The sequence below is a fragment of the Bradyrhizobium sp. CCBAU 51745 genome (genome assembly GCF_028128715.1).
In the GTDB taxonomy this organism is placed as follows: Bacteria; Pseudomonadota; Alphaproteobacteria; order Rhizobiales; family Xanthobacteraceae; genus Bradyrhizobium; species Bradyrhizobium manausense.
On the sequence record NZ_LBJP01000001.1, the window covers coordinates 247,867 to 267,576 of the forward strand.

18 protein-coding genes are annotated in these 19,710 nt (G+C 64.7%); 13 read left to right on the forward strand and 5 right to left on the reverse strand.

What is annotated here, in order from left to right:
• The first annotated feature begins 77 nt into the window (after nucleotides 1-77).
• From arsC to XH98_RS01170, 3 genes are all read left to right on the forward strand, one after another.
• Nucleotides 78-488, forward strand: coding sequence for an arsenate reductase (glutaredoxin) (gene arsC, locus XH98_RS01160; RefSeq protein WP_271617523.1), 411 nt, complete (start codon nucleotides 78-80; stop codon nucleotides 486-488).
• The gene (locus tag XH98_RS01165; protein ID WP_271617524.1) at nucleotides 488-1,168 is read left to right on the forward strand and encodes an aquaporin; all 681 of its coding nucleotides are present in this window, start codon (nucleotides 488-490) and stop codon (nucleotides 1,166-1,168) included. The genes arsC and XH98_RS01165 overlap by 1 nt, the downstream gene beginning before the upstream one ends.
• A gap of 130 nt (nucleotides 1,169-1,298) precedes the next feature.
• Entirely contained in the window at nucleotides 1,299-1,997 is a 699-nt protein-coding gene (locus tag XH98_RS01170; protein ID WP_271617525.1) for an ABC transporter permease, read from the forward strand.
• Here XH98_RS01170 and XH98_RS01175 read toward each other — a convergent pair.
• Entirely contained in the window at nucleotides 1,971-2,780 is an 810-nt protein-coding gene (locus XH98_RS01175) for an extracellular solute-binding protein (protein ID WP_271617526.1), read from the reverse strand. The two genes, XH98_RS01170 and XH98_RS01175, sit on opposite strands and share 27 nt — an antisense overlap.
• Nucleotides 2,781-3,051: 271 nt before the next feature.
• Here XH98_RS01175 and XH98_RS01180 point away from each other — a divergent pair, with 271 nt between their 5' ends.
• The 3 genes from XH98_RS01180 (at nucleotide 3,052) to XH98_RS01190 (ending at nucleotide 6,949) form a co-directional block, all read left to right on the forward strand.
• The gene (locus XH98_RS01180; protein WP_271617527.1) at nucleotides 3,052-3,324 is read left to right on the forward strand and encodes a hypothetical protein; all 273 of its coding nucleotides are present in this window, start codon (nucleotides 3,052-3,054) and stop codon (nucleotides 3,322-3,324) included.
• Nucleotides 3,325-3,563: 239 nt separating this feature from the next.
• Complete coding sequence (locus XH98_RS01185) at nucleotides 3,564-4,649, forward strand: hypothetical protein (protein ID WP_333931483.1); 1,086 nt, start codon at nucleotides 3,564-3,566, stop codon at nucleotides 4,647-4,649.
• A gap of 293 nt (nucleotides 4,650-4,942) precedes the next feature.
• On the forward strand, nucleotides 4,943-6,949 hold the full coding sequence (locus XH98_RS01190) for a putative bifunctional diguanylate cyclase/phosphodiesterase (RefSeq protein WP_271617528.1): 2,007 nt from the start codon (nucleotides 4,943-4,945) through the stop codon (nucleotides 6,947-6,949).
• Between the two features lie 18 nt (nucleotides 6,950-6,967).
• Here XH98_RS01190 and hutU read toward each other — a convergent pair whose 3' ends face one another.
• Genes hutU through hutI form a run of 3 tightly spaced genes read right to left on the reverse strand, consistent with a single transcriptional unit; the run spans nucleotide 6,968 to nucleotide 11,421 of the window.
• Nucleotides 6,968-8,638 (reverse strand): urocanate hydratase, encoded by a 1,671-nt coding sequence (hutU, locus tag XH98_RS01195; RefSeq protein WP_271617529.1) that lies wholly within the window; start codon nucleotides 8,636-8,638, stop codon nucleotides 6,968-6,970.
• Between the two features lie 12 nt (nucleotides 8,639-8,650).
• Nucleotides 8,651-10,210, reverse strand: coding sequence for a histidine ammonia-lyase (hutH, locus tag XH98_RS01200; RefSeq protein WP_271617530.1), 1,560 nt, complete (start codon nucleotides 10,208-10,210; stop codon nucleotides 8,651-8,653).
• Complete coding sequence (hutI, locus tag XH98_RS01205) at nucleotides 10,207-11,421, reverse strand: imidazolonepropionase (protein WP_271617531.1); 1,215 nt, start codon at nucleotides 11,419-11,421, stop codon at nucleotides 10,207-10,209. Before hutI ends, hutH begins: the two co-directional genes overlap by 4 nt.
• A 102-nt stretch (nucleotides 11,422-11,523) precedes the next feature.
• Between hutI and XH98_RS01210 the strand changes: the two genes are divergently transcribed.
• The 7 genes from XH98_RS01210 to XH98_RS01240 all read left to right on the forward strand — a co-directional run bounded on the left by XH98_RS01210 (nucleotide 11,524) and on the right by XH98_RS01240 (nucleotide 18,795).
• Nucleotides 11,524-12,882, forward strand: coding sequence for a formimidoylglutamate deiminase (locus tag XH98_RS01210; RefSeq protein ID WP_271617532.1), 1,359 nt, complete (start codon nucleotides 11,524-11,526; stop codon nucleotides 12,880-12,882).
• The gene (gene hutC, locus XH98_RS01215) at nucleotides 12,879-13,607 is read left to right on the forward strand and encodes a histidine utilization repressor (protein WP_271601486.1); all 729 of its coding nucleotides are present in this window, start codon (nucleotides 12,879-12,881) and stop codon (nucleotides 13,605-13,607) included. Before XH98_RS01210 ends, hutC begins: the two co-directional genes overlap by 4 nt.
• 83 nt (nucleotides 13,608-13,690) lie before the next feature.
• Entirely contained in the window at nucleotides 13,691-14,635 is a 945-nt protein-coding gene (locus XH98_RS01220; protein ID WP_271601487.1) for an ABC transporter substrate-binding protein, read from the forward strand.
• A gap of 64 nt (nucleotides 14,636-14,699) precedes the next feature.
• A complete protein-coding gene (locus XH98_RS01225; protein ID WP_271617533.1) occupies nucleotides 14,700-15,473 on the forward strand; it encodes an ABC transporter permease in 774 nt (257 codons plus the stop codon).
• A complete protein-coding gene (locus XH98_RS01230) occupies nucleotides 15,470-16,255 on the forward strand; it encodes an ABC transporter ATP-binding protein (protein WP_271617534.1) in 786 nt (261 codons plus the stop codon). The genes XH98_RS01225 and XH98_RS01230 overlap by 4 nt, the downstream gene beginning before the upstream one ends.
• Nucleotides 16,248-17,486, forward strand: coding sequence for a Zn-dependent hydrolase (locus tag XH98_RS01235; RefSeq protein ID WP_271617535.1), 1,239 nt, complete (start codon nucleotides 16,248-16,250; stop codon nucleotides 17,484-17,486). Before XH98_RS01230 ends, XH98_RS01235 begins: the two co-directional genes overlap by 8 nt.
• A gap of 265 nt (nucleotides 17,487-17,751) precedes the next feature.
• Complete coding sequence (locus XH98_RS01240; RefSeq protein WP_271617536.1) at nucleotides 17,752-18,795, forward strand: FkbM family methyltransferase; 1,044 nt, start codon at nucleotides 17,752-17,754, stop codon at nucleotides 18,793-18,795.
• Nucleotides 18,796-18,814: 19 nt separating this feature from the next.
• Here the strand turns inward: XH98_RS01240 and XH98_RS01245 are convergent, their stop codons facing one another.
• The gene (locus XH98_RS01245; RefSeq protein WP_271617537.1) at nucleotides 18,815-19,705 is read right to left on the reverse strand and encodes a sigma-70 family RNA polymerase sigma factor; all 891 of its coding nucleotides are present in this window, start codon (nucleotides 19,703-19,705) and stop codon (nucleotides 18,815-18,817) included.
• Nucleotides 19,706-19,710 lie beyond the last annotated feature (5 nt).

A 19,710-nucleotide genomic window follows, 5' to 3' on the forward strand; every position in this document is an offset into this window, starting at 1 on the left:
AAGCGCCTGCACGTTCACGTGTCCGTCGACGACGTTGCGCACAAGCAGACATTGGCCTGCTGTTGAGGGTTTCGGCGATGGACGTGATCATCTACCACAACCCCGCCTGCGGCACCTCGCGCAACACGCTAGCCATGATCAGGCAAGCCGGGATCGAGCCGCACGTGATCGAATATCTCAAGACGCCGCCGTCGCGCGCGTTGTTGCAGCAGCTTGTCCTCCGCATGGGCCTCTCGGTGCGCGAGCTGCTGCGCAAAAAGGGCACGCCCTATGCCGAGCTTGGGCTGGACAACGCTGACCTGACCGACGACCAGCTGCTCGACGCCATGATGGCGCATCCAATCCTGATCAACCGGCCGATCGTGGTGACGCCGATGGGCGTAAAACTCTGTCGGCCCTCCGAGGAGGTGCTGGAGCTTCTGCCGCCTCAGCACGGCGAATTCGTCAAGGAAGACGGCGAGCGTATCAAGCTGGACCGCGGCGCCTGATGACGCCGCGTCTTGCACAGCGCGCATTTGCCGAATGGCTGGGAACGGCGTTCCTGCTCGCCGCGGTGGTCGGCTCGGGCATCATGGCCCAGAAGCTTGCCGGCGGAAACGTGGCGCTGGCGCTGCTCTGCAATACGCTTCCCACCGGCGCCATCCTCGTCGTGCTGATCCTGATGTTTGCGCCCATCTCGGGCGCGCATTTCAATCCGGCGGTAACGCTGGCCTTGGCCCTGCGGGGCGAGACGGGCTGGATTGATACGGCGATCTATATCGCTGCTCAGATATCGGGCGCGATCATCGGCGTGTGGATCGCGCATCTGATGTTCGGGCTTGCCGTCCTTCAGATTTCGCTGACGGAGCGCAGCGGCGCGGGACAATGGCTCGCCGAGGCCGTCGCAACCTTCGGCCTGCTGCTGACGATCTTTGGCGTCGCATCGAAAGCCTCGGCTGCCGTTCCCTATGCGGTCGGCCTCTACATCACATCGGCCTATTGGTTCACGGCCTCGACATCATTCGCCAATCCCGCCGTCACCATCGCCCGATCGCTGTCCGATACGTTTGCAGGCATCGCGCCGCATGGCGTGCCGGCCTTCATTTCCGCGCAGCTCATCGGGGCGATCCTCGCCCTTCCGCTTGCAAGCTGGCTGTGGCGCGGAGCAAGCGCAAAGCGCGCGACGTGAATGATTGGAGTTTCCAAACCGCTCGTGCCGGGTATTCTGTGACTGATGGCATGAATGTCAGGGACCAGCGTGACGCAACCTCGCAGCCGCAATATCGACCACTGCACCCGGCCCTGAGGCATCAGGCCGGATGAACGATTTCGCGCGATCCATCGTTGCCGCATTCACGCTGATCGGTGAAGGCGATCCCGAGCTTCTCGGCATCGTCGCGCTGTCGGTGCGCGTCAGCCTGACAGCCGGCATGATCGCGCTGCTGATCGGTGCGCCGTTCGGCGCTTTGCTGGCGATCACGCGCTTTCGCGGCCGACAGGTCATTATCGTGCTGACCAACGCGCTGCTCGGCCTGCCGCCGGTCGTGGTCGGGCTCGCGCTTTATCTTCTGCTGTCGCGCTCCGGCCCGCTCGGCGCTGCCGGCCTGCTATTCACGCCCTCAGCAATGGTGATCGCGCAGACGCTGCTGGCAACGCCAATCGTGGTTGCGCTGGTGCACCGGCCCGCAAGCCTGCTATGGGCCGAATATGGCGACCTCGCGCGGATCGACGGGCTCTCGACGCTGCGCAGCATCGGCCTGTTGTTCGCGCTCGGCCGGACCTCGCTTCTGACGGCCTTCCTCGCCGCGTTCGGACGTGCCATCGCCGAGGTCGGCGCCATCATCATCGTCGGCGGCAACATAAGCGGCTTTACCCGCACGATGACGACGGCGATTGCGCTGGAGACCAGCAAGGGCGACCTGCCGCTGGCGCTCGGCCTAGGCTTGATCCTGCTCGCGCTCAGCGTCGCCGTGTCGACCGTCGCCTTCCTGCTAGTGGGACGCGTTGGGGAAAAATAGCTGCTCGCCGCCGACCTTGTATCCGGCGATCGCATCCTGTCCCCTCGGCGAGATCAGCCAGTCGATAAAGGCCTGCCCGTCCTTGGCCTTGACGTTGGGATGCTTGTCCGGGTTGACCAGCATGACGCCGTACTGGTTGAACAGCCGCTTGTCGCCCTCGGTCAGGATCGCAAGCTCGCCTCTGTTCTTGAACGACAGCCAGGTGCCGCGGTCTGAGAGCAGATAGGCATTCGACGAGGATGCCATGTTCAGCGCCGGGCCCATGCCCTGGCCGATCTCGCGATACCAGCTGTCCTTGCCGGTGGCCGGCTCGATGCCCGCTTCTTTCCACAGCCGCAGCTCGGCGGCATGCGTGCCGGACTTGTCGCCGCGCGAGATGAACGTGGCTTTCGCAGCTGCGATCTTGCGCAGCGCGTCGGCGACGTCCTTGTCGCCCGCGATCCTTGCGGGGTCGCTGTTCGGGCCGACGATGATGAAATCATTGTACATGACGTCGAAGCGCTTCACGCCGTGCCCTTCCGACATGAACTTGTCTTCGGCCGGCCTGTCATGGACGAACACCACATCGGCATCACCGCGCCGGCCGATATCGAGCGCCTGGCCGGTGCCGACCGCAACGACCTTCACCTGGATTCCCTCCGCCCTCGTAAACAGCGGCAGCAGATAAGCGAACAACCCGGACTGCTCCGTCGACGTCGTCGAGGCCACGGTGATGCTGCCGGCCTGCGCCCATGCGCATGTCGACCAGATCAGAGCCGCTGCGACGGCGGCAAGCTTCTTCATGACATCGTCCTCACTTCCAGATGATTCCCATTAAACGGAGAGGATGACGCCGGAAAGCCCGACATTGGGCTCCTGCGGCACATCCTTCGAGACGCCCGCCTCCGGCGGGCCCTCAGGATGAGGGCGGAGTGCCTGGCAGCAGCGTTGGCGGGCGCTTCACGCCTGCGTCACGACGGTTGAACCTCGCGTGATCAGTCCCGCGATCACGTGGCAGCGCGGAATATCGCGCGTTCCGAACGATCCCTAGGGATAGAACAGTTTGGAGTCTCCCATGGCAAAGACGAACATCATCGCCGCCTTCCGGATCGTGGTGTCGCTCGCGATCGCGGGCCCGGCGCAGGCCTGGCCCGGACAGTCCTCAAGCATCGACTGCGCCTGGGGCGGCGAAGCCACGGACTGTGAAGCACTGACCATGGCGCCGCTCCGCAAGCATGCGCTGGCGCATCCGCACGGCCGCAAACCGGCGCACGCTGTCATGCCGTTTGCGTCGTCGCATCTGCCGGATCACGACGCGGATCCGCTTGCATCGATGCATTTCGAATGAACGGAATGGCGTGCGGGGCTGTGCAGATGTTCTGCAATTGGTCCCGCCTCAATTGACAGGGGTGTGACGGCCGGGGCAGTTTTTCACATTGCTGGCGAATCAGCTGAAGCCCACGGCCCTGAGTACCTCTTGGACAACTCCCAGTGCTTTCGAGACTGATATCGTTGCTAAGCCGCATTCCTGCGGTGAAATGGGCCTTCAACCGGCTTCGGCCCGCGCCGCAGGGCGGCAGCATCGAGTTGCAGGGCGGCGGCATCGAGTTGACGCCGAGCGCTGCGGATGAGCAGCCGATTGTTACCGCGATCGAAGAAGCCGCTCCGACCGTCGAGACGAACGGCAGGGAGGATTCATCCCTGCAGACGTACGCCGAAGCCGCGCCCGAACCCACCAGCAGCGATCCGCCGGCGGAACTCGTAGCGAGCGTTGAGCTCGAAATCGTGGAAGAGGCCTCATCCGCCGGGGTCGAAGCCGTCGATGCTCCCGAGCCTGTCGTCAGCAGCGACCTGCCCGTAGAATTGCTGGCGAACGCCGACCCCGAACCCGTGGAAGAGGCGCAGGCCTCATCCGCCGAAGTCGAAGCAATCGAACCGCAAGAGCCTGTCATCAGCAGCGATGCATCGTCGGACGATGATGCGGAGGTTGCGCCCGATGTTGCAGAGCAGGTTCTTATTTCTCCGGTCGAGGTCGAGACCGTTCCGGTCGAGGCCTCCGAGCCGATCGTTGAACACGACCCCGTATCCATCGCTTCCGAGGAGATCGAAGCCGTCGACGCGACGCCCGCCGTCGTGGTCGACGTCGCGGCGCCTGCCGTCACCGAGGTCAGGATCGACAACGAGCCCGCTCGTGATGTCGTGATGGAGATCGAGCCGCTCGTCGCAGCCGATCCCGCACCCATCGCGGCCGACGTCGCTGAGAAGACGATCGCCGACGCACCCGTCGTCGCCGCAGAGGTCGAGCCGCCTCCGGCGCCCGCTCCGAAGAAGCCTCGCGCGAAGATCGTCGAGCCCGCCGATCGCGCCGCGCTGATCCGGCAACGTTGGGCCGAGACCGGGATCAGGATGTGGAATCCGCGGCTGCATGGCACCGGCGATGCAACGCTCAACATCCAGGGCCGCATCGGACTGCTGCCGCCCGAGCCGGGCGGGACCATGCCGCGTTACGACAAGCTCGAATTCAAGATGCTCGGCGGGCAGATCGTGTGCGAAGGCGTCATCGTCGAGGCGCCCGTGCAGGCCGGCCAGCGCAGCTTTACCCGGCTCGCCGAACCGCGCAGCGCCGATCGCGGCCGTGGGCCAGTGCGGGAACGCCACGCCGCGCTCGCCTGATCCTTGTCCGCCTGCAATGACGCAACGCTGACCGCCGCGACATCGGTGCGCGCCGCGCGGCCGAGGACGCTATGGTTAGCAGAACGTAGCCGATCGATTTCGGCCGAGCCGCCAGACGCGGCCGCTTGCGGCTCACATCCTTAATATCGCCTCACCAATGCACGCGCCCTGCCGGTCCGAAAGCGATACACAACCAGAACGAGAGTTCCCGGAAGGAACCAATCTAACGCGCTCTTTACCCCGGCCGGGCAAGATCATCTTCGTTTTTGAAGGGATTTGGGGCGCGTATTGCTATGCCTGCCGTCGATTTGAAAGCCTATTTCGCCGCCGCGATGCGGCTGTTTCGCGTGTCTGAAGACCCGGACCTGACGCGCGCGCAGTTCGACGCTTTCTCCAAGCAGATCCCGCTGCTCTACTTCATCCTGATCAGCAACACGATCGCGGTCGCCTATACCTACGTCAACATCGCGCCGGACTGGCTGACGATGATCGTGCCGAGCCTGCTGACGGTGCTCGCCGCGCTTCGGACCTTGTGGTGGCTGAGCCAGCGCCATCTCGTCCGCAGCGATGCCGACATCCTGCGCAATCTGCGCGCCACCAATTGGATGGCCCTGCCGATCGGCGCCGGCTTCACCGCCTGGTCGTTCGCGCTCTACCCCTATGGCGATCCCTTCGCCAAGAGCCAGGTCGCCTTCTACATGGCGGTGACCGTGATCGGCTGCATCTTCTCGCTGATGCATCTGCGCTCGGCAGGGTTGATCGTGACGCTGGTCGTCGACGTACCCTATGTGCTGTTCTTCTGGGCCACGGGCGAACCCACGCTGAAGGCGATCGCGGTCAACAACCTCCTGGTCTCCGGCGCCATGGTGACGGTGCTGTTCATCTATTATCGCGACTTCGCCGATCTCGTCGCCAGCCGCAAATCGCTGCTGGTGCAGCAGGCGGCGACGCAGGAGCTGTCCGACGAGAACTTCCGTCTCGCCAATCTGGATTCCCTCACGGAGCTGCCGAACCGCCGCCGTTTCTTCGCCGAGCTGTCGAGCGCCTTCAGTGACGCCGAGCGCAGGCACGTGAGCGTTGCGGTCGGCATCATCGACCTCGACGGCTTCAAGCCGATCAACGACAATTACGGCCATTCGGTCGGCGACCGCGTGTTGATCGAGGCCGGCCGTCGCATCCGCGATGTCTGCGAAGGCTTCGGCCCGCAGCGGGTGGAGTTCGCCCGCCTCGGCGGCGACGAGTTCGGTCTCGTCGTCTGCGGCGACACCGAGGATGCCGACCTTGAGCGGCTCGGCGAACGCATCTGCGAGCTGGTCAAGCTGCCCTACCAGCTCGACACCGCCCATACCGGCCTGTCGTGCTCGATCGGCTTTGCGCTCTACCCGCGCTCGGCGCCGACGGCGGAAGCGCTGTATGAATGCGCCGATTATTCGCTCTATCATGCCAAGCGTCATCTGCGCGGCCGTACCGTGATCTTCTCGAGCGAGCACGAGGCCGAGATCCGCAGCCGCGGCGTGATCGAGACCTTGCTGCGCACGGCCGATTTCAGCGCCGAGATGGACCTGATGTTCCAGCCGATCGTCGACGCCATGAGCGGGCATACCGCGGGCTTCGAGGCGCTGGCGCGCTGGCAGAGCCCCCGCCTCGGCCGGGTCTCGCCGGCCGACTTCATCCCCGCCGCCGAGCGCATCGGCCTGATCCGGCCGCTGACGCAGGCGCTGCTGGTGCGCGCGCTGGCGGCCGCCGGGACCTGGCCGGACCATACCCGTCTGTCGTTCAATCTCTCGGCCCACGACATCTGCTCGCCCGACGGCATCCTGCCGCTGATCGCCATCATCGAGAACAGCGGCGTGCCGCCGCGCCGGCTCGACTTCGAGATCACCGAGACCGCCGTGACCTTCGACTTCGCGCGCGCCGAACAGTCGATCGCGGCGCTGAAGGCGATGGGCTGCGGCATTTCGCTGGATGATTTCGGCACCGGCTATTCCTCGCTGAGCCACGTGCATCGCCTGCCGCTGGACAAGCTCAAGATCGACCGCAGCTTCGTCGCCGACATCAACGACAATCCCGTGAGCCACAAGATCATCAAATCGCTGACCGGCCTGTGCGACGACATGGAGATCGCCTGCGTGGTCGAGGGTGTCGAAACCCGCGCCCAGCTCGATGCCTTGCGCCGCCTCGGCTGCGACTTCGTGCAGGGCTATTACTTCGCAAAGCCCATGCCGGGCGCGGCGATCGTGGACTATCTCGCCAACGAGCGCGAGCGGCTGGACCATGGCGCAACCAAGGTCGTGGCCTGAGGCAGATTGGCCCCTTGGCTACTTCGAAAGGCTCGGCAGATCGAGCCCCTTGTCACGGGCGCAATCGATCGCGATGTCGTAGCCCGCATCCGCATGGCGCATGACGCCGGAGGCCGGATCGTTCCAGAGCACGCGCTCGATGCGTTTGGCGGCCTCCGGCGTGCCGTCGGCGACGATCACCATGCCGGCATGCTGGGAATAGCCGATGCCGACGCCGCCCCCGTGATGCAGCGAGACCCAGGTCGCACCGCTGGCGCAATTCAAGAGCGCGTTGAGCAGCGGCCAGTCGGACACCGCGTCCGAGCCGTCCTTCATCGCCTCGGTCTCGCGGTTGGGGCTTGCCACCGAGCCGCTGTCGAGATGATCGCGGCCGATCACGACAGGCGCCTTCAACTCGCCGCGCGCGACCATCTCGTTGAAGGCAAGACCCAGGCGATGACGATCGCCGAGACCGACCCAGCAGATCCGCGCCGGCAGGCCCTGGAACTTGATGCGCGCCTTGGCCATGTCGAGCCAATTGTGCAGATGCTTGTCGTGGGGCATCAGCTCTTTCACTTTGGCATCTGTCTTGAAGATGTCCTCAGGGTCGCCTGACAGCGCGGCCCAGCGGAACGGCCCGACGCCGCGGCAGAACAGCGGGCGGATATAGGCGGGCACGAAGCCAGGGAAATCGAACGCGTTCGTCAGGCCCATGTCCTGCGCCATCTGGCGGATGTTGTTGCCATAGTCGAGCGTCGGAATGCCCTGCGCATGGAAATCCAGCATGGCCCGGACATGCTCGACCATCGAGGCTTTTGAGGCGCGTTCCACGCCCTTCGGATCGGAGGCGCGCTTGGCCTCCCAATCGGCAAGCGTCCAGCCCTTCGGCAGATAGCCGTTGATCGGATCGTGCGCGCTGGTCTGGTCGGTGACGATGTCGGGCTTGACGCCGCGGCGGACCAGCTCCGGGAATATCTCGGCGGCATTGCCGAGCAGACCGACCGAGACGGCCTTCTTCGTCTTTGCGGCGTCCGCCATGAGTGCGAGCGCTTCGTCGAGCGTCGCCGCGTGGCGATCGAGATAGCCGGTGCGCAGCCGCATCTCGATGCGGCTCGGCTGGCATTCGACCGCGAGCATCGAGGCGCCGGCCATGGTCGCCGCCAGCGGCTGCGCGCCGCCCATGCCGCCGAGGCCGGCGGTCAAGATCCATTTGCCCGCAAGGCTGCCGCCATAATGGCGACGACCGACCTCGACGAAGGTTTCGTAAGTGCCCTGCACAATGCCCTGGCTGCCGATATAGATCCAGGAGCCCGCGGTCATCTGGCCGTACATCATCAGGCCCTGGCGATCGAGCTCGTTGAAATGATCGAGCGTCGCCCAATGCGGCACGATGTTGGAGTTCGCGATCAGCACGCGCGGCGCATCGGCATGGGTGCGGAAGATGCCGACCGGCTTGCCGGATTGCACCAGCAGGGTCTGGTCGTTCTCGAGCTTGCGCAGCGCGGCCGTGATGCGGTCAAAACTCTCCCAGTCGCGCGCGGCGCGGCCGATGCCGCCATAGACGACGAGCTCGCTCGGGCGCTCGGCGACATCAGGATCGAGATTGTTCATGAGCATGCGCAGCGGTGCTTCCGTCAGCCAGCTCTTGGCGCTGATCTCGCTACCGCGGGGAGCGCGAATGGTGCGGTCGTTGTCCAGTCGGCGGTTCATGCGGAACACCCCTTAGTCGAGTCTTGGAAACGGATCAGATGAGAGCGCAGTGAGCGCGATGGCTGGCAGCGCATCGGCCTCGATGAACGCCGCGGCCTTGGCGAGATCGCCGGCCATGTAGCGGTCGGCGCCGAGCGCGGGCACCTGCTCGCGAAGCTTCTCGATGACCGCCACCAGCGGCGCGCTGGTCGCGTGCGGTGCGCGCAGCGTGATGCCCTGGGCGGCGACCAGAAGCTCGATGCCCAGGATGGAGGCGAGATTGTCGGCCATGTCCGACAGTCGTCGCGCGGCATGCGCGGCCATCGAAACGTGGTCTTCCTGGTTGGCGCTGGTCGGCGTCGAATCGATCGAGCAGGCTGCGGCACGCTGCTTGTTCTCGGCATAGAGCGCGGCCGCCGTGACCTCGGCGATCATGAAGCCGGAATTGATGCCGGGATCCGGGGTGAGGAACGGCGGCAGGCCAAAATTGAGCGCGGGATCGACCAGCGTCGCGATGCGTCGTTCGCTGATCGCGCCGATCTCCGACAGCGCCAGCGCGATCGTATCGGCGGCGAAGGCGACTGGCTCGGCGTGGAAATTTCCTCCTGAGACGATCTCACCGGTCTCGACCAGCACCAAGGGATTGTCGGTCACCGCGTTGGCCTCGACGATCAGCGTGCGCGCAGCCTGCGTGATCAGATCGAGCGCGGCGCCGGCGACCTGCGGCTGGCAGCGCAGGCAATAGGGATCCTGCACGCGCTCGTCGCCTTCGAGATGCGACAGGCGGATGTCGCTGCCGTCGAGCAGCGCCGTCAGCGTCGCGGCCGCAGCGATCTGGCCGGGAAGACCGCGCAGCGCCTGGATCTCGGGGCGGAACGGCGCGGTCGAGGCCATGGCGGCATCGACCGACAGCGCACCGGTGACCAGTGCCGCACGAGCGAGACGAAATGCACGCAGCACGCCTGATACGGCATAAGCAGTCGAGAATTGCGTGCCATTGATCAGCGCGAGGCCCTCCTTGGGGCCGAGCGTCAGTGGCACAAGGCCGGCGGCAGCGAGTGCCTCGCCTCCTGACATTATCTTGCCGTCGACGATCGCCTGCCCCTCGCCGATCATCACCGCAGTCATATGCGCAAGCGGCGCGAGATCGCCGGAGGCGCCGACCGAGCCCTGTTGTGGCACCAGCGGATAAACGCGTCGCACCAGCATGGCCTGCAATTGCTCGATCACCGCGCCGCGCACGCCGGAGGCTCCGCGCCCGAGCGAGACGATTTTCAGCGCCATCATCAACCGCACGATCGGTTCCGGAGTTGCAGGACCGATCCCACAGCAATGCGAAACAATGAGATTGCGCTGGAGCAGCGCGGTCTGATCAGGCGGAATCCGCTTCGACGCCAGCTTGCCGAAACCGGTGTTGATGCCATAGACGGGCGTCGTAGCCTCAGCCGCCTTTGCGACGATCTTCGCCGCCGCCGCGACGCGCGGCCAGAATGAGGGGTCGAGCACGACGGGCGCTCCCGCAAGCACGCGCGCGAGATCATCGAGCCTGACCTCTCCGGGTTTGACGACGATCGCGGCGTTCGGCTCCGTCATTGCCCCCTCCACACCCGCCGGTGCAGCGGATTAAATCCGATGCGGTAGACCAGCTCGGCGGGCCGCTCAATGTCCCAGATCGCGAGGTCGCACCATTTGCCGGCTTCGAGCGTGCCGGTCTCATGGAGCACGCCGAGCGCCCGCGCGCCTTCGCGGGTGACGCCGGCGAGGCATTCGGCGATAGTCATCCGGAACAGCGTGGCGCCCATGTTCATGGCGAGCAGCAGCGAGGTCAGCGGCGAGCTGCCGGGATTGCTGTCGGTCGCAAGCGCCATGGCAACGCCGTGCTTGCGGAACGCCTCCACCGGCGGCTCTTGCGTCTCGCGGATGAAGTAGAACGCGCCAGGCAGGAGGACGGCGACCGTTCCGGCCTTCACCATCGCGGCAGCGCCGGCTTCGTCGGTATGCTCGAGATGATCGGCCGACAACGCAGAGAATTTGGCAGCGAGCGCAGCGCCGCCGAGATTCGAGAGTTGATCGGCGTGCAACTTCACCGGCAGACCCAGCCCTCGCGCTGCCTCGAATACCCGCGCCGTCTGCTCGGCCGAGAACGCGATACCCTCCATGAAAGCATCGACGGCATCGGCGAGGCCTGCCTTTGCGACGGCCGGCAGCATCTCCTTACAGACGCGATCGATGTAGCGATCCTTGTCACCATCGGCCTCCACCGGCAGCGCGTGCGCGCCGAGAAACGATGTGCAGATCGTAACTTTCCGCCGGCGGCCGAGGCTGCGCGCAGCAGAAAGCTGGCGCATCTCGGTCTCCGTATCGAGGCCATAGCCGGACTTGATCTCAACCGTGGTTGCGCCCTCACCGATCAATGCATCCAGCCGCGGCAATGCGCTCGCGACAAGCTCGGCCTCACTCGCCTTGCGAGTCGCGGCGACGGTCGAGACGATGCCGCCGCCCGCGCGCGCGATCTCCTCGTAGCTTGCGCCCTTCAGGCGCAGTTCGAATTCATGCGCGCGGTTGCCGCCGTAGACCAGATGAGTGTGGCAATCGACGAGGCCTGGCGTGATCCAGCGCCCCTCGCAGTCGATCCACTGGATGGCGTCGGCATCGCCAGGAAAATCCGCCGCTGCGCCGGCATAGACGATGTGGCCGTCGCGTATCGCGATGACGCCTTGCTCGATCTCGCCGAGATCGGGACGATCCGCCCGCATGGTGGCGAGCCGGGCGTTATGCCAGATCCGGTCGAAGCGCTCTGCCATGCCACTGTCCCTTCGCGAAGTCCCTGCGCCCTGGGATGCTTGACTTATATGTCTAGACATATAATCGTAAGGCGGTTCTGTCCAGCCGGCGTGTAATCAATCATGACCCGACTGCATTTCGCCTCCGCGCTCCTGCCCTCGGGCTGGGCCAATGACGTGCAGGTGGTGGTCACCGCCGGCGCGATCGCGGCGGTGACACCCGATGTGGCGCCTGCCGCGGGCGACGAGCGCCATGCCATCGCGCTTCCGGGACTGGCGAGCCTGCACAGCCACGCGTTTCAACGCGGCATGGCGGGACTTGCGGAGCTGCGCGGCGCTTCCACCGACACGTTCTGGACCTGGCGCGAGACGATGTATCGTTTCGCGCTGGCGATGACGCCTGACGACGTCGCCGATGTCGCCACGCTGCTTTATGTGGAGATGCTGGAGCAGGGGTTTACGCGGGTCGGCGAATTCCATTACCTGCATCACGATCGCGACGGCTCGCACTACGCCGATCCCGCCGAAATGGCGGCACGCATTGCAGAGGCCGCCGAGGCCTCAGGCATTGGCCTGACGCTGCTGCCGAGTTTTTATGCGCATGGCTCGTTCGGCGGCGCGGCGCCGCACGACGGCCAGCGCCGCTTCATCAACTCGGTCGATCAGTTCGCCAAGCTGATGGCTGCATCACGCAAGGCGATCAGCGAATTGCCCGGCGCCAATATCGGCATCGCGCCGCACAGCCTGCGCGCGGTGGCGCCCGACGAACTCACTGCAATTATTCCGCTCGCGGAGGGTGGACCGGTGCACATTCACGCCGCCGAGCAGGTGAAAGAGGTCGAGGATTGCCTGGCCTGGTCCGGACAGCGGCCGGTGCAATGGCTGCTGGAGCACGCACCGGTCGACCAGCGCTGGTGCCTCATTCACGCCACGCACATGACGGACGAGGAAGTCAGCGCATTCGCCAGGACCGGCGCGGTCGCGGGCCTCTGCCCCGTGACCGAAGCGAGCCTCGGCGACGGCATCTTTCCGGCGCGAGAACTTCGCGACGCCGGTGGTTCGTTCGGCGTCGGCACCGATTCCAACGTGCTGGTCGGCGTTGCTGACGAGCTGCGTCAGCTCGAATACGGCCAGCGGCTCAGGCATCGCGCCCGCAACGTGCTTTCGGGCGGCGCCGGCTGCTCGACCGGCCGGACGCTGTTCGACGACGCCCTTGCGGGCGGCGCGCAGGCGCTGGCGCAGCCGGTTGCAGGCCTCGCACCCGGCGCTCGCGCCGACATCGTTACGCTCGACGCCGCACATCCGTCGCTGGCGGGACGCGGCGGCGATGCGACCATCGACGGCTGGATCTTTGCGAGCGGCAACGGTGCAATCGATTGCGTCTGGGCCGGCGGCAACAAGGTTGTCGAAGGCGGACGACACAAATTGCGCCAGACTGCGCGCGAGCGGTTCAACGCCGCGGTGCGGAGGCTCGTCGCATGAGCCTCGCCACCGACGCATCCGACAAGCCGACACTCTACAAGCGCATCCGTGCCGACATCGAAAAGCGCATCCTGACCGGCGAATGGCCGCCCGGCCATCGCATTCCGTTCGAGCACGAGCTGGTGGCGCGCTACGGCTGCTCGCGCATGACTGTCAACAAGGCGCTCTCCGAGCTCGCGCAGGCCGATCTGATCGAGCGGCGGCGGCGGGCTGGCTCCTTCGTGCGCCGGCCGCAGCATCAATCGGCTGTGTTGAAGATCGCCGACATCCGCGCCGAGATCACCGCGCTCGGTCGCGGTTACGGCTATGAGCTGATCAGCCGCAAGCTACGCGCGGCAACTGCTGCGGATCGCGAAAGGCTCGGCATCAAGAAGGCCGGCAAGGTGGTCGCGATCTCCTGCCGCCACAGCGCCGACAACGTGCCGTTTGCGGTCGAGGACAGGCTGATCGATCTGTCATCCGTGCCATCTGCCGCGACCGCGGATTTCTCGCGCGAGCCGCCCGGCTCGTGGCTGCTGCATCATGTTCCCTGGACGGAGGCCGAGCATACGATCAGCGCCATCGTTGCCGACGATCGCACGGCCGAGGCGCTCGACATTGCGGTCGGCGCGCCCTGCCTCGTGATCGACCGCTATACCTGGCGCAGCGCGCGCACGATCACCGCAGTGCGCCTGCTCTATCCCGGTGACTCTCACCGCCTTGTCGCGCGATTCAAGGGAGGTTGAGCAAACGATGTCGGCACAAATCGTGCAACGCTTCGACAGAGATCAACAGGACGTCAAACCATCTGGGCAAGAGGACGACAATCATGCGTAGTTCGACAGTTTTTGCGACAATCATTGCTCTCGCGGCCGCCGCGCCCGCGTTCGCCGACGACGTCAAGGTCGGCATCGGCATCTCCGGATGGACCGGCTTTGCGCCGCTGACGCTGGCGAAGGAAGCCGGCATCTTCAAGAAAAACGGCCTCGACGTCACTATCAAGAAGATCCCGCAGAAGGACCGTCACCTCGCCATCGCCTCCGGCGACGTGCAGTGCGCGGCAACCACGGTCGAAACCTGGATCTCCTGGAACGCCAACGGCGTTGCGACCAAGCAGATCTTCCAGCTCGACAAGAGCTATGGCGCCGACGGCATGGCCGTGCGCAACGACATCGCGTCGATCAAGGAGCTGAAGGGCAAGACGGTCGCAGCTTCGGCACCGGGCACATCGCCCTATTTCGCGCTGGCCTGGATGCTGAAGAAGAACGGTCTGACGGTGAAGGACGTCACCGTCGTGAACCTCGAGCCGGCCGCCGCCGCGCAGGCCTTCGTCTCCGGCCAGAACGATGCCGCGATGACCTATGAGCCTTATTTGTCGACCGTGCGCGCCGCGCCGGACAAGGGCAAGATCATCGCGACCACCTTGGACTATCCGATCGTGATGGACACGTTCGGCTGCACGCCGAAATTCCTCAGCGAGAACCCAAAGGCGGCGCAGGCGCTGGCCGACAGCTATTTCGAATCGCTCGAGATGATCGCCAAGGACCAGGCCAAGTCCTATGAGATCATGGGCGCCGACGTGAAACAGACCGGCGAGCAGTTCGGCAACTCGGCAAAATATCTGCGCTGGCAGGACAAGGCCGCGAACCAGAAATTCTTCGCCGGCGATTTCCTCGCCTTCAACAAGGATGCCGCCGACCTTCTGCTCGAAATCGGCATCATCAAGTCGGCGCCGAAGGTCGAGGACCTCTTCGACGCCAGCTTCATCAAGTAAGACTTTCCCGATTGCCGGTTCCGCGGAGACGCGGGACCGGCTCGACCATTCGGATCAACTATCGATGCGTCCCCTGGATTCCGTGACATCGAAGCAGCGCGTGGCCTATGGCCTCGCTTTCTTCGTGCTGTTCGTCGCCCTCTGGTCGTGGGCAACCTTCGGCGGCCATGTATCGAAGACGTTTCTCGCCAATCCGCTGACCATGGTGCAGGAAGGCTACGACCTGCTGGTTAAGCAAGGTTTTGTATTCGACATCGGCATGACGATCTGGCGCGTCGTCGGCGGGTTCGCGCTGGCTGCGATCATCGCGGTGCCGCTCGGCGTGCTGATGGGCGCCTACAAGCCGATCGAAGCCTTCCTCGAGCCCTTCGTCTCCTTTGCGCGCTATCTGCCCGCCTCGGCCTTCATTCCGCTCCTCATCCTGTGGGCCGGCATCGGCGAGTTGCAGAAGCTGCTCGTCATCTTCATCGGCTCGGTGTTCCAGGTTATCCTGATGGTCGCCGTCACCGTCGGCGCGACGCGGCGCGATCTGGTGGAAGCCGCCTATACGCTCGGCGCCAGCGATCGCGGCATCATCCGCCGCGTGCTGCTGCCCTCCTCCGCACCCGAGATCGCCGAGATCCTGCGGCTGGTGCTGGGCTGGGCCTGGACCTACGTTATCGTCGCCGAGCTGATCGGCTCGTCCGCCGGCATCGGCCACATGATCACCGACAGCCAGGCGCTGCTCAACACCGGCCAGATCATCTTCGGCATCATCGTGATCGGCCTGATCGGCCTGCTCTCGGACTTCATGTTCAAGGCGTTCAACGCCTGGCTGTTTCCGTGGAGGCTGGCATGACGATCCTCAAGGTCGAGCGGGTCTCGCGCACCTTCCCGGCGCGCCACGGCAATGCGCCGACCCACGCGCTGGAGCCGACCGACCTCACCATCGGCAACAACGACTTCGTCACCATCCTCGGCCCTTCCGGCTGCGGCAAGTCCACCCTGCTGCGCATCGTCGCCGGCCTCGACCGTCCGACCAGTGGGCGCGTTACGCTCGACGGCCGCGAAGTCACCGGCCCCGGCGCGGATCGCGGCATGGTGTTCCAGTCCTACACGCTGTTTCCCTGGCTCACCGTGCGCGAGAACATCGCCTTTGGCCTGCGCGAACGCGGCGTGCCGGAAGGCGAGCGCAACAAGGTGGCCGACGCCTTCATCCGCCGGGTGGGGCTATCAGGCTTCGAGAACCACTGGCCGAAGCAGCTCTCCGGCGGCATGCAGCAGCGCACGGCGATCGCGCGCGCGCTTGCCAACGATCCAAAAATCCTGCTGCTCGACGAGCCCTTCGGCGCGCTTGATAACCAGACCCGCGCCCTGATGCAGGAAATGCTGCTCGGCATCTGGGAACGCGACCAGAAGACCGTGCTGTTCGTCACCCACGACATCGAGGAAGCGATCTTCCTCGGCAGCCGCGTCATCGTCATGAGCGCCCGTCCCGGCCGGATCAAGGCCGAGATCGCCGTGGACCTGCCGCATCCGCGCTCCTACAAGATCAAGACCACGCCGGAATTCGTCCAGCTCAAGGAACGGCTGGTCGAGGAAATCCGCACCGAGGCGCTGAAGGTTGCCGAACATGCCTGACATCAATCTGCACGCCGACGGTCAGCGCGTCCTCGCCGATCTCAATGCGCTCCGCGCCTTCGGCGCCTACAAGACCGGCGTGCACAAGCCGACCTTCTCCGAGCCGCACAGGCAGTCGCTGGACTGGCTGGTGCGGAAACTGCCCGAGGCCGGCCTCACCGGCGGGATCGATGGTATCGGCAACATCGTCAGCACCAGCGCAAAACCCGGACCGAAGCTGCTCGCCGGATCGCACCTGGAAAGCCAGAACTATGCCGGCTGGCTCGATGGGCCGCTCGGTGTCGTCTATGCGCTCGAAGCGGCGCGCGTGCTCAATTCCGATGCTTCCGTGAAAGGCGCGGTCGAAGTGGCCGCATGGTGCGATGAAGAGGGCCATTTTGGCAGCTTCCTCGGCTCGCGCTCTTATGTCGGTCAGGTCAGCGAGGCCGAGATCGACGCGGCGCGCGACCGCACCAACGGCCGCACCATGCGCGATGCCCTGGCCGACATGGGGCTGGCTGGACGTCCGCGTATTGCCGCCGAACCGGGGCGGCACGTCGGCTATCTCGAAGCACATATCGAGCAGGGCGACACGCTCGAGAGCGGCAAGCTCGCGATCGGCGTCGTGACCTCCATCGTCGGCATCTGGCAATATCGCATCACTTTCACCGGCGAGCAGAACCACGCCGGCACCACGCGTATGGCGGTGCGAAAAGACGCAGGGCTCGCGCTGGCAAAATTCTGCGTGGCGATCGACGAGCGCTTTCCAGCCGCGTGCGGGCCGCGCACGGTATGGACCACCGGCCGCATCACGCTCGATCCAGGCGCGCCAAGCATCATTCCCGGCGGCGCGGAGATGCTGTTCCAGATCCGCGACGACGATCCCTCCGTCATCGCACGGCTGGAGCAGTTGCTGAAGACCATGGCGGATGAGGCGACAGCCAAGGGCCCCTGCATCGTCAGCGTGGAGAAAATCCGCACCGGCGCCCCCGCCATGATGAACACCGGCATTCAGGACGCGATCGAGGCCGCGAGCAAGGCGCTTGCCGGGGGACGATCGCTGCGCATGCCGAGCGGCGCCGGCCACGATGCGCAGATGCTGGCGACCGTCATGCCTGCGGGCATGCTGTTCGTCCCGTCGATCGGCGGCATCAGCCATCACTGGACCGAAAACACCACCGATGCCGACATCGTCACCGGCGCGCAGGTTTTCGTCGACGCATGCCGGCGGATCCTGGCCGGACCGCGCTAAAGCGCTCCCGAATCAGCGACGGCCCGCCCCCGCGCCTTGATGGACGAGGGCGCCAGCTTCGCACCAGCATCGCACCGGAAACTCTCTCAACCGGGCGCACCGGCCGCGCCCGGTGGACCCCGCAAGCACGGCTGACCGCGAACTGACGGCACGAGAGGATTCTGCCGGCCGCCGGCTCAAGAGAGGTTCAGCCATTCACATGTCTTCAAACGTTCAAATGTCTCCAGAGGTCGCAATTTCGTTCCTGTCTCACCTGCAGGCCAAATTGTACGAGATTGCCACGAGAGATCTTGAACAGAACCACGAGGCGGATCGTTATGGACCCGAGCCCAGGCGAACGCTGGGCCCCGATCTCCAAAAGCATCAGAGCAGGCTCGAGGCCATCGCGCGATTGAAGAACTCGAAGACGCTTCCTCTGGTCTTGCTGGATACCTATCAGTTGCTGCAGGACGACTATTCCAGGGACGTCCTGCTGGAGTTGTACCTTCAACGCGTGATCGGGCACGACCTCGTCAAGATCTTCCGAAACTCTCCGAAATACTGGCAGGAACGGAGCCTGGCACGGAGGCTGCAAACGAACTGCCTGCCTGCGAAAAAAATCAGGAATATGAACTTCGAGTTGACTCATTTCGATCTGAAGGAGATCGGCTACGATCTCAATCTGTTTTCCGCTCCCATCGGGATCGACGCCACCTTCCTGAAAACGCAGTACGAGTACAGCGGGGTCAAGCCGGCGATCGCAGCGAAGACCGGGGATGTCGTCATCGAGGCCGGAAGCTGCTACGGCGATACGAGCCTGTATTTTGCATCGAAGGTGGGACCCACGGGGAAGGTCATCGGATTTGAATTCATACCTGACAATCTCGATATCCTGCGTCAGAACCTCGAACTGAATCCAAGATATCGGTCAAATATCGAGATCATCGAGCGACCGGTATGGGAGTCATCCGACAAGATTCTCTATATGCTGAACAATGGTCCGGGGAGCCAGGTTTCCGAACGCCCCCTCTCCCACGGCGCGACCGAAATCAGAACCGTCTCCATCGATGATGTGGTTCGCGACAGAAATCTGCCGCGTGTCGATTTCATCAAAATGGACATCGAGGGCGCCGAGCTTTCCGCGCTCAAGGGCGCCGTGCGCACGCTCGATCGGTTCAAACCGACATTGGCGATCTGCGTCTATCACAAGCCCAATGACTGGGTCGAACTTCCCCTCTTCATCAGTTCCTTGAACCTTGGCTACAAGATGTGGCTGGATCATTTTACGATCTACCCCGAGGAAACCGTGCTGTTCTGCAGGGCTGTCTGAAGCAGGCTGGAAGACGAGTTCACCCTCTATCGACCACGCACTCCGCACCATCGATGACATACGCCGCGTGACGAAAATCCCGGATGGTGGCGAGCTTGTCGGCGGACCAGTTCAGCAGCACGAAATATTTGGGCCGCCCGTTCGGCTCATTCGGATCGAACACCAGGATCGCCGGACGTCCCTCGACCTGTCCCGCCTCTAGGTGCCAATCGCTGACCTTCGAATAATTGCCGAAATAGCGCGACACCTCAGCCTTGCCTTTCAGCCGGGTGCGGTTGACGAGCTCGAGCCTGACGTCGTCGGCGATCATGGCGCGGATCGCGTCGAAGTCGCGGGCATTGAAATGGCTGACATAGGCGTTGAGCCGCGTCCGGTCGGCCTCCGACAGGCCCGGCTGCGGCACATCGTCAGGCTCCTCGGCGAACTCACGCAGCTGCGTGCGCCCACGATGCAGCGCGGCCTTCACCGCGGACATACTGAAATCCATGATGTCGCAGACCTCGGCAAGCGAGCAGCCGAGCACGTCCATCAGGATCACGCTGGAGCGCTGCGCCACCGGCAGCCGCATGAAAGTCCGCAGGCTGGTCGCGGCGATCTGGCGGCTTTCGACATCGTCAAGCTGGCCGGCGATCATCTCCACCTCCTCAGCCGAATGCAGCGCCGCCTGCCGGTTGCGGCGACGCAGGAAATCCAGCGCGGTGTTGTGCGCGATGCGGAACAGCCAACCTTGCGGATTGACGACGGGCGAGACCGATGGCAGCGCGTCGATCGCCTTGATCAGCGCATCCTGCAGCACGTCCTCGCCGTCGATGACCGAGCCGACCATGCGGGCGCAGTAGCGATGCAGCTTCGGCCGCATCCGCGCCAGCAGGGCCTCGATATCGACGGTGGCCAGCGGGTCTGGCGCCATTGCTC